Here is a 13059-nt window from a genome sequence, read left to right as displayed (position 1 = left end):
CCTACAGCGGCCGCATCTCCTACTACACCTGCCGCCGCCCTCAGGGCTGACCGGCGGGCACCGTTGCCGCCCCGCCGTCCCTTCCGGGTGAGGGCGGTGCGGTGCCCGCCGGACCAGGCGCCCGGCCCACGGAGATGGAAGCCGACCAAGGCTGGATCACCGACCTGACCCGGAAGTCAACTACCCGCTACCCACACCCGGATCTTCCCCGGCGTCGCCCGGCCGCTGTGCGCGGCCCTGCTCATCCGCCGCCGCGGCCCCCGCCCTGACGAGAGCCAGCCAGAGTACGGAAGGCCACTGTCAACGGCAGCCGCCAAGAGAAGATCCAGCGGATCAAGGAACTGCTCTCACACACCCTGCCGCCGGACTCCGCCGCAGGAGATGAGCCAGCCAGTGCCTGCCCGCCTGACAGAACCAGTACAAACCCGCAGCTCCCCTGGCCCCAGGGACGCCACCGAGCCCAGCCCGCCTCTCCGGTAGGGCCGAACGGTCACAATGTCCGCCACCTCGACGCCGGGAGGCCACCCCCGTGTCCCTCCAGACCGCCGTGTTCATCGACTCCTTCGGGGCCCGCTGGCAGGACCCGCCGCCGGCCCGCTGCCGCGCTGCCGTCCTCAGCGTCAACCTCACCGACCGCCTCCTGAACCCCCCCGACGACACCGACGTCGGCGACGACCTCGTGCACCAGACCGGACGGGACCCGGCCGTACGCCACTACGTCCTGGGCACCCCCAGCGCCGTACGCATCATCACCGACGCCACACACGAACTCCTCGCGCTACGTGCCGCTTCCCCCGACCGACCGGTGCAGCTCCTGGTGTCCTGCTGGTATGGGAAGCACCGCGCACCCGCCATTGCGGAAGCGGTCGGCCGCGAGCTGGAGCGGGCCGGCGCCCGTGTCCAGGTCACCCACCGCCACATCAACCGGCCGCCGGTCCCCCGCAAACACCCGCGCGACGACTGCCGGATCTGCCGCATCCTCCGCGACGAGGTCCATGCCGAGGTCATCCACCGATGGGGCGACGCTCTCGCGATCGCGCCCCGCACCAGCGTGTGCACCGGCGGCCACGTGCTGATCCTCCCCCGCGGCCACGTCGCCGACCTCGCAACCGACCCCGTCGTCTCCGCCGCCGTGCAACTGCGCGCCGCGGAGCTCGCTGGCCGCCTCGACGGTCCGTGGACCTACCACACCGCCTGTCCGTCGAACGCGGCGCCGCCACACCTGCACGGACACCTCGTGCGGCACACCGCCGCTGACGAGAACCCCCGCCCCGCCGACCCCCGCATCACACCAGGAGAGCCCGCATGACCCACCCGGTGACCACCACCTCGTCCTCACCGCAGTGGCGGGCGCGCCACGACCGCACCGCCGTCCCCATGGACCGCTGGGGGACCGACCACTGGCTGGTGCTGTCCATGCTGGAGGACTTCAACACCCTCGCCGGCGGCGCCGTCACCTGGGACAGGCTCACCCTGTCCCGAAGGAACTGGTCGGGGCTCTACTGGGCCCGCTCCCACCACCGGATCATCCCCAACGGGCCGGACGCCGCCGACGCCTTCGGACTCCGTGTCCTCGACGACGACGGCAACGGAACCACGATGTACGGGTATTGTCACGCCGACGCGCTGGCAGACATGGTCGAGCAAGGCTTGGTCGCCGTGAAGATGCCGTCGGCCGACCCCGACGCTGGCGTCTACCTCACCCCCTTCGGCCGGCCGGTGCCCGACAGCCCACACCCCGCAGCACCCCTGGCCGCCGAGGATGAGGAGCGGCTGATGGCGTACGCCCGCTATCGGCTCACCCGCCAGGGCTGGGACCTCGGGCTGCTGCTGCGCGAGCACCGAGCCGACGGCGGAGACTTCAGGACCTTCACCGCGGCGGGCGGCGCGCATGGGCGTTGCGGACGGGCTCGGGCAACGGGCCTTCCCTGTCCGGATCATCCGCCGCACGCCAGCCGAACGAACCTCCCCGGCCCGGCTGAGGGAAGCGCGGTGACCATGCAGGTGCAGGAGAACTCCACCGGGCACTGGCGTGAGGCACACCCGCCGCGCACCGAGTGGCTGCCCGAGACCCGCACCGCCGGGACCAACTGGTTCCGCGCGACGTACCCGCGCCCGACCCGAGCGGAAGCGGAGGCGTTCCTCGACACCGAACTCGACTCCCGAGTCGACCCCGACAGCGCGCAGTACCGGCTCGTGGAGCAGATCACCACATTCCGCGTCGCGACCTCCGACGAGCGGCCGACGGCGCCCGCTGAGGCCGTCACCGTGCACCCCGCCAGCCACGCCCGCGCGCTCGCCGAGTACGTCCGCCAGATTCACGCCGACGTGTACGAGGACGCCGGGCAGCGCACCGCCGAGGGCGTACTGCGCGCCGTCGCCCGGATCGAGGAGTACGCGGCCCGGATCGAGGAGTCAGCCGCGCCCGAGTGCCCCGCGGGCCGGCTGCCGCTCGGCAGCGCGCCGATCGAGCGGTGCGTCGTACGAGGTCCGCACATGGTGCACGAGACCGCCAAGGGCCAGCGGTGGACCCGCCCGACCGATGACGAGGAGCCGTGACCACGGCCCCTTGGCACGGCCGGGCGGCTTGCCGCGGCACCGACCTCAAGCTGTGGCTGCAGACCTGCCGCGGCCGCCCTGTACGCGCCGAATGCCTCGACGAGGCGTTGCAGCACGAGGCGCAGACCATGCGGAGTCTTCGGAGGTCCGGTCGAGACCGCACCAGCCGGACCGTAATGCTCGACGCCGACACGATCGCCGTGCGCGTCGGCAAAGGCGCCGCCGGCAGGGGGGCTGTACGGCTGCACCTGGAACCAGTACCCGCAGTCGCGGACCAGTGCCCTTCCCGCCGAATCCGTGGAGGCGTAGCCATGTCCGAGAACACCACAAGCACCAACCCGACACGAGACGCGGCCCGCGTGTGGGCCGAGCTCATGCGCCACCACCCTGCCCTGGCCGCGGCCCTGGCGGTGCACCTGCGTCAGATGCCCGATGACTGGCCGCTGCGTCTGTTCGGCGCTGGGCGGCCGGACGCTGCGTTGGACCTGCCGCCGACGCCCCCTGGGCGGCTGCCGGAGATCGCCCCGGTGGATCCTGACGCCTCGATGGAGGACTGCCCGGCCTGCGGTGAGCGGATCGAAGCAGACCTTCCGGCCTGCCGGTATCACGCGGGCTGGAACGCCGGCTACCGCCACCTCAAGCAACCGATGGTCGAAGCCGTCCGCATCGACCCAACGGTGACGGTGCGGGCCCTGCTGCGCCGCCTCGCCACCGCAGACGAAGCCGCCGCGCGCGGCACACTCGCCGCCGCCGTCGATGCGCTGCTCCGCGACAGCCGCCCCGAGGAAGGAGAAGACACCAAGTGAAAACGACTGACCGAACTCCCCAACACCGCGCCCCTGGCGCTCAGCCGAAGCCGAGCACCGGGGCGCCATGCCGACTCCAGATCAAGCCCGCGGGCGTCAACGACCCTGCCCACGCCCGCGCTTCGAGCCGCGCGGCGAACTGCGGCCAAGAACTCAGCGCTGTGATCTACGAGCCGCTGCCGGCGGCTGATCAGCCAGCCAACGCCCCTCCCTCCGCCGCCCTGACCACGGCCAGCGGTACTGGCCCCGCCCCGAGCACCCCCAGGACGAGGAAATGCCATGACCTCACCCAGCACCCTGACCCCTGCCCCCCCACCCGCTCCCCTCCCCCGCGCTCTACGTCCTCGTCGGCGCCGCCGGAGGAGGCAAATCCTCCATCGCCGCCGCGTTCCCCCAGACCTGGCGGCTGTCACGAGACGACTGCCGCGAACGAGTCTCCGACGACGGCGGCGACCAGAGCGCCACCCCAGACGCGATGGCCGTGTTCGACGCCGTACTGGAAGGCCGCCTCATCCGCCGCCTGCCGACCGTCATCGACTCCACCAACACCGAAACCGACAGGCGAACCGACCTGGTCGACCGCGCCCGACGCCACGGGCTTCCTCCCGTAGCCATCATCGTCCGCACCTCACTGGCCACCTGCCTCGCCCGACAACAGCAGCGCCCGGCCAACCGCGCGGTCCCGGCCTGGGCGGTCATCCGCCAGCACCTCGGCATCCCCACCACGAGCCAACTACTCAGCGAAGGCTTCGCCGAAGTACACGACGCCGCCGAACTGGACCTGCTCCACTCCCTGCTGCACCGCGCCGCGCACAACTGCGATCCCTACGCCGGAGTCCGGCACGCCTTCGGAGAACTGGCTGACGTCTTCACCCGCAACCCCGACCCGGACGCCCCCCACACCATCCGCGGACACTTCGCCATCGCCGGCCACGAGCTGGCAATTCGCTGGCACAGCGACGGAGACCCGTACGACCACGGATGGCAGGCCCGCATCGACGACCAGCGCTGCGAGGACTGCGGAGCCACACTCTGGGCCACCGTCCACGACGCCCTGGACCTCCTCGACGCGTACACCGGCAAGATCCCCGACGAAGCCGTCTGCATCACGTGCGACACCACAGCCTCCGCGGACTGACGCGCTGCCCGATCCACCCGCCCTACCGAGGGCGGGTGGTGAGGAGAGCCGGACAGCCCATACGAACCGGCAGACCCCTGAACCCCGAGAGGCGCACCCCTGCCTGGACAGCTCCGGGTGCGCCTCCCCTGAACCTCGCCCCGTGAAGAGGCGAGATCGGAGACTCCATCATGCCCGCCCCCATGCTCTTACGTCAGCCCCGTACGCCCCGCGCGCTGCTGTGCACCGCGGTACTCGCCCTGGCCGCCGACTACATCCGGGTTCGCCGCGAGCGCGACATCGCGCGCCGACCTCACCGCGACCCGCTCACCGACCTGCCGCTGCGCGACACCCTCACCGACCGCAGCCACGCCCTGCACGCCCGTCACCCCGACGGACTCCTGGTGGTGATGGCGGACGCAAACGACTTCAAGCAGATCAACGACACGTACGGACACGAAGCCGGTGACCAGCTCATCATCGCCATCGCTGACCGACTGCACCCGTGGGCGGCCGACCACGGCGGGATCGCGGCCCGCCTCGGCGGCGACGAGTTCGCCGCCGTCGTGCCCCTCCCCCACCACCAGGCCGCGAGGCAACTCACCGCCCTCGCCGACTACGTGAACCGGCCCGTGCCGTACGCCGGCGAGCTGCTGCCGCTCACCGCCGCGATCGGCGCGGCTCACACCGCCGACCTGCCCGGCCGGCCCGTCAGCGACTTGATGCGCGCCGCCGATACGGCGATGTACCGCGTCAAACGCCGCCAGGCCACCGTCCCCCACCTCGGCTCCACCGCAGACGCCGACACCATCGGTGTTCGTGGCCGCCGACCTGGCCGGCCCGGCGCCCACCTCCCCGTCGCCCAGCTCAAGCGATGAGGGTCGTCGAACTGCTTGTCTGGCGCGACAACACACACTTCGAGGTCCGCTACGGCGAGCCGCACCAGCGTCCCTGCGTGCTCTGCGGCAACCCCACACCTATGCGCTCCCACCGCGGAGAGCCCGCACACAAGGTCTGCGCCGAATCCTGGAACGCGGCCAACCACGACCAGCTCAAAGTCCGCTTCGTGTCCGACGCCAATCACCAGAGCCGCCGGAAGCGCCGCGACGACCACGCCTGAGCACACCTCCACTCCCCCAGCAGCCGGGCCCTTCTGAGGGCCCGGCTGTCCAAGTCTCTGGAAGGCCATCATGGCGACCCCCGATAGCGACCCCAACCCTCAGCCACCCCCATTGGACTTCGTGGGAGACGTCGCGCTGACCCTTCTGCGCGATGGCTACGCCGCCTGCACGATCCGCATCCGCACCGGCATCGCCGCCGACACCCTCTACGCTCTCGCCGCCGCACACGGCATCACTGCCCCATGCGGCACCGTCGAAGGGCACGGCTGCCACCTCGCCCGGGGCGAAGAACCCTGCTGGGAGTGCACCACCGCGGAAGGCAGAGCGCAGGCCCGACTCGCTGCCACACGACGACGCACCGCCCGCGTCCGCCCCATCCGGAAGCCGCGGGCCCGCCACAACGCGGGGCCCGGCCGATGAATCAACCCCAACCCGGGACCAGGACCGGCGCCGGCCGCGTCGTTGACTGCTCCCTCGCCCCGTTGCCGCGGCTCACCCAACGAAGGCCCGTCCCCCGGTCCGTGACCGGGGGACGGGCCTTTCGTGTTTTCGGGATCTGCGGCTACCCCTCCGTGACCTTCGGTCAGGGAGTTTCATAAATGAAACGACTTTGATCTTGGTTGCAGTGGCGGCGCTGCTCGGACATGCCGCCCCTTCCTGGTGGCTACCTGCGCCAGCGCTTGAGGGAGAAGTCAGGGAGTGCCTCCTGGGCGAGGACCTGGGCAACCTGATCGAAGCTCTTCGCCGCAGGATGCCCGGGAGCCCAGTAGTGCACCGGCTCCTGGGCGCGGACACTCTCCGCAACCTGGACAGTCTCGGGGATCGTCGGAAGAACCATGTCCCCGTAATACTCCTGCACCTCCTCGACAAGGTCGGAGTAGAACTTGCCACGATTCTCCGGCTGAGTGCCGTTGAGGAGGACGTACCGGAGCTCTGCGGAACCACCGGCGAACTCGTAGTTGGACCGTGTCTGATCGATCAGCGCCTTCAGGTTCTCCAGTGTGTCGTCATCCTTGGAGTCCGGCTTAACGCAACCGATCGCGTAGTCGGACCCGGCGAGGATGCTCTGCTCCAAGGTGTCGAAGGTCCCCCGACAGTCGATCGCGAGGACGTCGAGCCCCGACTCTTCCGCGACGGCCCTGCGTAGCCACGTGTCGTGGGCCTTGCTGCGAGGATTCTTGATCTCATCGGACGCTTGGGCCATCTCCCGCGATCCGAGAACGAGGTACAGGTTCGGGATGGTCGCGAACGCGTCGTCGTCGTCGCCCTCGCCAATACGGGTGCGCGCCGGCAGGAGCGCCTCCTTCAAGGACGCATTGCCGAAGACAAGGTCGTACGTGTTCGTCATCGACGCGAGACGGCTGTAGACCCGCTCCGTGCGTTCCGGGTCGGCCTTTCGGTTGGCGAGGCCGTAGCCAAGGTAGGCGGAGGCCGCCATGGTCTGGTCGGTGTCCATCACGCCGACCACCCAGCCCGCGTGTGCCAGGGAAACACAAGTGTTGACCGCGTCAACGGTCTTGCGGGTGCCGCCGCCTTCGTTGCACATACAGATCACCAGCGGGCCGTTGCTGTAGCGACGCCGCAGCGGTGGCAGGTTGCGCGGTTTCAGGTGCGGAGGGGTCTTGGGGCCGGACACAGGGCCTCCCGGAACGGTCTGACGGTAGAGGTCTCAGCTAGCTGCGGCCTGGGCCGCGGCCTTGATTGCTTCGTCGTCGGCCGGAATGTAGCCGCCGACCTCCTGAAGCATCTGCAAGTGGGCGCGCGCACGGACGTCCAGCACGCCACGGGAATCCTGAAGCGCCCGCACGTGGATCTCGTCCGAGGCGAGAGCGATGACATCGGCGGCGCGGATCACCCAGACAGCATCGTCTGACTCGGCGATCTGCGCCAGCAAGACACTCGCACCCTCGCCAGTCTCCGCTTCCAGCCCCAACAGCGAAGCCGCCAGGTCTCGGGCAGAGACCGAGGAGGACTGCACGACCGCGGCGGCAAGGCGCTGGGTCACCTCGCTCGGCGAGCTGTACGTGCGATTGGCGACGATCCTTCGGCAGGCTTCTACGCGAAGGAGGTGTCGTTGATCGAGGGGCGAGGCCGCATCCCCTCCGGCGCTCTGCCGCGGGAGACTGCGCTGCTGCTCCCCTTGCAGTTCCGGCTTCGCCTTGCCGCTGGCTCCCGGCCCGGTCGGCGCCGCCGAGTTCGGCAGCGGCTTGGCGGGGGCACCCGGCCGAGCCGGAGGATCAGCCGGTGGCGCGAGACGCGCAACTGCCGCCTCGGCCGACAGCCCTTCGGACTGCATCAGGCCGTACGCCTCGGTGATCTTGTCGATTTCCTTGAGCTTGGACACGAGCAGGTAAGCCGGGTTCGGCTTGAGCTCGCCAGTGCGGATCGCTCGTCTCACCTCACCGTCGGGCAGTTCAGCGAGCCGGACACGCTTCGAGATGTCCGAGTTCTTGACCTTGCCGCGCCCGCCGGTGGCACCCAGCTCGTCAGCGATCTGGGCGTACGTATAGCCGTCCTCTACGGCCATCCGCTTGAAGAGGATGCCCTCCTGGATGGGGTCGAAGTTCTTGCGGTAGTTGTTCTCGCTCAGCAGTGCCAGATCCCCCTTCTCCAGGAGGTCGTTCCGCAGCACCGCTGGGATCTCAGAGTCTCCGCGTGCGTGAGCAGCACGTACACGCCGCTCGCCAGCGAGCAGTACCCACGCCACATGGTCCTCGAAGTGATCTCGGTAGGCGGGGTACTTGGCTACGTACTTGGCGACCGAGCAGACGGCCGGGTCCTGTACTCCGCCTACCTTCTCCAGGTTGTTCTGGAAGTCGGTCCACTCGGAGGAGTCGTCGCTGAACTCCCACTCCTCGCGCAGGTTCCGGGGGTTGTAGGCGACGGTGTCCAGGTCGGCTTTGAAGCGCTGCCCCTCGGCGACGGTGAAGTTCCCAGACACCCCCAGTCCCCTCTTAGCGGGGGAGCCGGACTTGGATGTGGAGGGCGGGCGTCCAGACCCTTTTCGCGGCATTGATCACTCCTGTGCGGGTGCGTAGGCACGAGCACCATAGCGCGTGATCTTGATGGGGGTATCGTCGGCCGCCGCGCCACGAGCGTTTCATTTCTGAAACGAGCTGCCTGCCTCCACCGGGGGTAACCGCGGCTCTGGGGCCGGCGCGAACCATGCGCTACCCGTTTCATTTATGAAACCCGGCAAGGGGTGGAGTCCCGCACTTCACGGCCGCGCCGCGCCGCTCTGCATGAGGTGCGACTACCGACCGGCTCTCCCGTGCATGCCGCTGACCTGCACCGGTTCATGCCCACCGGCCGATCCTGCCGAGAGCTTCGGGATGGGCACCGCTGGATGCCCTCCGCGACCGACATAGAGGGGGGGATAGACTATCCCCCCCCTCTATGGGTGCCGAAGGGAGTGTGAGGCGGATGCCGCGCGGCTTCCCCAAGCCACCCGAGCCGATCGACCTGCCTGCGCTCCTGACCCGAATGTGGAAACGCCATCGTGCTGCTGACGACTCCGGGCTGGAGCTCTTCCCCGACCCCGAGGCGCCTGGCGCTGCCTTCCTCGCCCTGCTCTTCGCCCGGAGCCGTCGACGTGCACTGCCGCTCGCAGTGCGCCGCGAGGAAGAACTCGACCGCCTCCGGTTGATTCGCCACCTGCGCCAGATGCTCGACGCCGAAGAACTGGCGACGCACAACGACGCCCACGCTGACGGCCTGCCGGCCGTCGAGGTCGGCAAGGTACTCGGCATCTCCAAGGACGGAGTGAAGAAGCGCCGGAAGCGTCTGCGAGTCGCCGTCGAGCTCGGCCGCCACGCTGTGCGCAACCCGAGGGTCCTCAGCGAGCATCTTGCCCAGGAAGAGGCTGTCGCGGCGCGACCCCGTGACTGGCTCGCCAGGCGAGTCGGCGATGTCTACGCCCGGAGCAGTGAACTGCTCGCGGCGCGAGTCCACCTCGCAGGGAACGAGGACTCGGAGTGGCTGGACGATCTGCAGCGACTCCTCGCCAAGGAGGACGCAGACCGCGACCGCGACCACGATCACACCGTGCTGGCCCATCTGCGATTCGCCGTCGAGGAGCTCCACGAAGCAGCAGCAGAGCACCCCGCCCCCGCCTCGGATACCGAGGACCCCGACGCCCTTGGCGCTCCTCAGGTCCTCGCAGCCGCTATCGAGCTCGTCGAGGACTACCTAGGCCGGAGCTTGAGTCAACCCGAGCCGTGAGCCGTCGGCCGACAGCGGCGACTTCCGCGCTGGCAAGCCGGGCCTCGGCACTGATGACTGAGTTGCACTGAGTTGCGGCGGCACCCGAGCGTGACCCGGCTCGGTAAGTCCTTGGCGGACCGACACGCCCTCGATGGGCCGCCTTGCTCTGCGGAACGATCGGACGGTGCGGCGCGCCGTGGTCCGGGGGAGTCCGCCAGGACGTAGAAGTGGTGCGTGCTGATGCCGTCGATCTTGCCGATGCTCGCCGAGTCGCGGCCGGAGTTGCCGGGCGACGGGGCGCTGCCGGGCGGGCTGGCGATGGAGCAGAAGATCGATGGCTTCCGGAGCATCGTCTTCGCCCGCCGCGCCGGCCGCGCGTTCATCCAGTCCCGCCACGGGACCGACCTGGCGCCGGCTTTCCCGGACATCGCTGCGGCCGCGGCCGCGGTGGGGGAGGACTTGGTCTTGGACGGTGAGCTCGTCGTGCCTGCCGAGGGTGGCCGGCTGGACTTCAGCGCGCTGCAGCGGAGGGCCCGCCGCCGTGGCCGTACGGCAGTCCAAGCAGCCGCGGCCCAGCCCGCGTACCTGATCGTCTTCGACGTGCTTGAAGCGTCCGGGACCGAGCTGCTGGATCGCCCCTACCGGGAGCGCCGCGCGCTCCTGGTGGACCGGGTCGGCGACGGGCTGCTCCGGCCGCCGTTCATGCTGTGCCCGGCTACCGGAGACCGGGCGGCGGCGCAGGGCTGGCTGGACCCCGCCTGGGGGCAGGTCGGTATCGAGGGTGTCGTCTGCAAGGGGCTCGCACAGCCGTATCTGCCCGGCCGCCGGGCGTGGATCAAGGTTCGTACGCGGGTCACCGCAGAAGCCATCGTGGGTGGCGTGACCGGCTCGCCGTCGGCACCGAGCACGCTGCTCCTCGGCCGGTACGACACCGGTGGGAAGCTACGGCTCGTGGCGCGCAGCACGCCGCTGACGTCTTCCACCCGCCGCGCGGTCGTCGAGCACTTGTCCCCCGCCGACCCGGATCACCCGTGGCGCGGCGTTCGCTTCAGCAGCGGCTGGGGCGCGCGCGGCACGTTGGAGTTCACGCCCGTACGGCCCGATCTCGTGGTCGAGATCCTCGCGGACACGGCCGTCGACGCCGGCCGCTACCGCCATGCGGTCCGTGTCCTGCGACCACGCGATGACCTGTCCCCGGGGCAGGTGTCACCCTTCCTCGCCTGACAGCGCATGCAGTTGGTCGGCACCGCACACCGTGCACGCGGTTGCGCCCGGCTGGGCGAGGGCCTGGAGCGCCTCGGCGGTGGTCAAGGCGCGGGACTCGGTGCCGACCCAGCATCGGATGTGGTGCACCTCGGTGGGCGATGGCGGGGGAGCGTCGGCAGCGAAGAGCGGCGTGTGGACGTACCAGCGGTCCGTGTCGTCGCCACGGACCGGCGGCCAGTCCCCTGCCTCTTCTTCTGGTTCAGGCGCGGCCGCGGGGGCCGGGGTGCGGGTGGGGGAGCGGCCGGTGCGGGCGCGTACGAGGGCGGCTCGGCTGCGGCGCACAGGGATGGGGCTGTAGTCGGTGCCGTCGACCGGGCGGACGTGGGTCGCCGGCACCGCGAAGGACACGTCGTACGGCTCGGAGTGGACCTTGGCGCTTCGGGAATCGTGGACGATTGACCACAGACTCACGGACACCTGGTAGTACCAGGCACCGCTGTCGGACTGGAAGCGGTCGCTCAGCCGGCCGAGGATCTGCTGATCGTCCGGCAGCCGGATCCATATCGGCGCGGTGACCGGTTCCTCCTGAGCCCCGTTCTCGTCGAGCCCCGCCTCGCCGAAGTCGCCGGCGCGGTCCATCACTCTGGCGCGTCGGCGGTGTCGGCACCCGCATGGTCGTCGGTGTGATCCCCGGTGTGCTTGAGCTCTGTTCGGGCTGCGACTCTTTCCGGCCCTTGAAGAGTGGCCCAGAACGGATGCACGACGATCTGGATCGACAGCTCGCGCAGACGGGCGAAGAGATCGCGCTCCTGCCGGAGCTGCTCGTCGGTGTAGCCGGGGGAGGGGGGACGCCGAACCGTGTCCTCGGCGGCGGTGCCGCTCTTGATGGTCCAGCCGTCGAGCGGGACGACGCTCGACGGGAGCGTCGCGCACAGGGCGTCGTACTCGGTGCGGGTCTTGTGCAGCTCACGCTGCAGGTCCAGCAGTTCGCCGGGGAAGGTTGTGGTCACCACACGCCTATCGTACGTCTGTGCGAGCACAGGTGAGGGGAGGCGCGCGGTAACCATCGGAGCGGCCCTGTCCAGCGCGGGCGCCCCAACCGCACAGCACCCGGCTCGTGACCTCACCACCAGGGTTACCGCCATCACCTGATGCCAGGCCGTGATCTCGATTGCCGCCCGTGGTGACGAATCCGGTTACCCCGCTCTGCTGTGCTGCCCCTGCCGCCCATCGACGGCGCCCGCGGCAGAGCCGCACGAACCCCACACCCCACCCTCGCCTCGAACCAGACGGCCCTCAAGGAAGGAGGCGCATCATGCCCTTCACCCCGATCACCGCCGGCCGCAGCCTGCGTGCTCGTCGAGCCGCGCACGAGGCTCGCCAAGAGCCCGTACCGCCGATCGGCTCCCTGATCCAGATGGCCCAGACGGTGGACCTCAACGAGCGGGCCCGCATCCGGCGCCAGGAGTCCGAGCAAGTCGCCGCAGCCCAGGCTCGCCTGGCCATGGACTGGGTCTTCGAAACCGCCCGGCCCTTCATGACGCAAGCCGCCTGGCAGGGCTACGCCGCGACCGAGTACGGCGAGGCCTGCGCCGTGGCCTGGCTGGGCACCGCGAGCAACGGCGGAAGCTGGTGGCTGCACCACCAGCGCATCGACGACGAGGGCCCGCGGCCCGGCGACGCGGTCTTGCTGATCGCCCCGTGCGCCTGCGGCGGCTACCGGAAGGTCCGCATCCTGTACGAGGACGACCTGTTCGAGGTGCTCGCCGAGCTGCCCTCCCCGCAGGCGCCAGTGCCGTGCGACCGGCGCCAGCGCATCCACCCCGACGCCATCTGCGGCGCGGCCAACCCCGCCCGGCGCAGTGCCGTTTCGCCGCCTGGGCAGCCCGAGGGCTGATCGCTTGTGCGACTGCTGCGACGAACTGCGACCGAAGTGAAAGACTGTGGCACCCGTGATCGCCAGCGGAGAGGGAACGGCGCGTGGACAGGGCTCCTGCGATACGCATGAACCGGACGCACCGCATACTCATCACCGTCGTCGTCCTCG

General features: G+C 70.1%; 14 protein-coding genes. 10 read left to right on the top strand and 4 right to left on the bottom strand.

Going from position 1 to position 13059, the window contains the following annotated elements:
- Positions 1–529 precede the first annotated feature (529 nt).
- From FB457_RS34085 to FB457_RS34055, 7 genes are all read left to right on the top strand, one after another.
- Entirely contained in the window at positions 530–1309 is a 780-nt protein-coding gene (locus tag FB457_RS34085; RefSeq protein WP_486589250.1) for an HIT family protein, read from the top strand.
- Positions 1306–2559, top strand: a complete 1254-nt coding sequence (locus tag FB457_RS34080) for a hypothetical protein (protein WP_145784543.1) — start codon at positions 1306–1308, stop codon at positions 2557–2559. Before FB457_RS34085 ends, FB457_RS34080 begins: the two co-directional genes overlap by 4 nt.
- A gap of 311 nt (positions 2560–2870) precedes the next feature.
- Positions 2871–3365, top strand: a complete 495-nt coding sequence (locus FB457_RS34075; RefSeq protein ID WP_145784541.1) for a hypothetical protein — start codon at positions 2871–2873, stop codon at positions 3363–3365.
- Between the two features lie 304 nt (positions 3366–3669).
- Positions 3670–4503 carry an ATP-binding protein gene (locus FB457_RS34070; protein WP_145784539.1) on the top strand — a complete coding sequence of 278 codons (834 nt, stop codon included), beginning with the start codon at positions 3670–3672 and terminating at the stop codon, positions 4501–4503.
- A 182-nt stretch (positions 4504–4685) separates the two neighbouring features.
- Positions 4686–5360 carry a GGDEF domain-containing protein gene (locus FB457_RS34065; RefSeq protein WP_186462098.1) on the top strand — a complete coding sequence of 225 codons (675 nt, stop codon included), beginning with the start codon at positions 4686–4688 and terminating at the stop codon, positions 5358–5360.
- Entirely contained in the window at positions 5357–5602 is a 246-nt protein-coding gene (locus FB457_RS34060) for a hypothetical protein (RefSeq protein WP_145784535.1), read from the top strand. Before FB457_RS34065 ends, FB457_RS34060 begins: the two co-directional genes overlap by 4 nt.
- Positions 5603–5672: 70 nt before the next feature.
- On the top strand, positions 5673–6023 hold the full coding sequence (locus FB457_RS34055) for a hypothetical protein (RefSeq protein ID WP_145784533.1): 351 nt from the start codon (positions 5673–5675) through the stop codon (positions 6021–6023).
- Positions 6024–6267: 244 nt separating this feature from the next.
- Here the strand turns inward: FB457_RS34055 and FB457_RS34050 are convergent, their stop codons facing one another.
- Entirely contained in the window at positions 6268–7239 is a 972-nt protein-coding gene (locus FB457_RS34050) for a ParA family protein (RefSeq protein ID WP_145784531.1), read from the bottom strand.
- A 33-nt stretch (positions 7240–7272) separates the two neighbouring features.
- Positions 7273–8544 (bottom strand): hypothetical protein, encoded by a 1272-nt coding sequence (locus FB457_RS34045; RefSeq protein ID WP_145784529.1) that lies wholly within the window; start codon positions 8542–8544, stop codon positions 7273–7275.
- 455 nt (positions 8545–8999) lie between these two features.
- Here FB457_RS34045 and FB457_RS34040 point away from each other — a divergent pair, with 455 nt between their 5' ends.
- Positions 9000–9824, top strand: a complete 825-nt coding sequence (locus FB457_RS34040; RefSeq protein ID WP_145784527.1) for a hypothetical protein — start codon at positions 9000–9002, stop codon at positions 9822–9824.
- Positions 9825–10046: 222 nt separating this feature from the next.
- Positions 10047–11030 carry an ATP-dependent DNA ligase gene (locus FB457_RS34035; RefSeq protein WP_486589249.1) on the top strand — a complete coding sequence of 328 codons (984 nt, stop codon included), beginning with the start codon at positions 10047–10049 and terminating at the stop codon, positions 11028–11030.
- Here the strand turns inward: FB457_RS34035 and FB457_RS34030 are convergent.
- The gene (locus FB457_RS34030) at positions 11013–11651 is read right to left on the bottom strand and encodes a DUF6233 domain-containing protein (protein ID WP_145784524.1); all 639 of its coding nucleotides are present in this window, start codon (positions 11649–11651) and stop codon (positions 11013–11015) included. The genes FB457_RS34035 and FB457_RS34030 overlap by 18 nt on opposite strands.
- A complete protein-coding gene (locus FB457_RS34025) occupies positions 11651–12025 on the bottom strand; it encodes a hypothetical protein (RefSeq protein ID WP_486589248.1) in 375 nt (124 codons plus the stop codon). Before FB457_RS34025 ends, FB457_RS34030 begins: the two co-directional genes overlap by 1 nt.
- Before the next feature lie 302 nt (positions 12026–12327).
- Here FB457_RS34025 and FB457_RS34020 point away from each other — a divergent pair, with 302 nt between their 5' ends.
- On the top strand, positions 12328–12909 hold the full coding sequence (locus FB457_RS34020; RefSeq protein WP_145784523.1) for a hypothetical protein: 582 nt from the start codon (positions 12328–12330) through the stop codon (positions 12907–12909).
- The last annotated feature ends 150 nt before the right edge of the window (positions 12910–13059 follow it).

Source organism: Streptomyces sp. CNZ287 (genome assembly GCF_007827615.1).
This window is presented reverse-complemented; position numbering and strand designations above follow the sequence as displayed.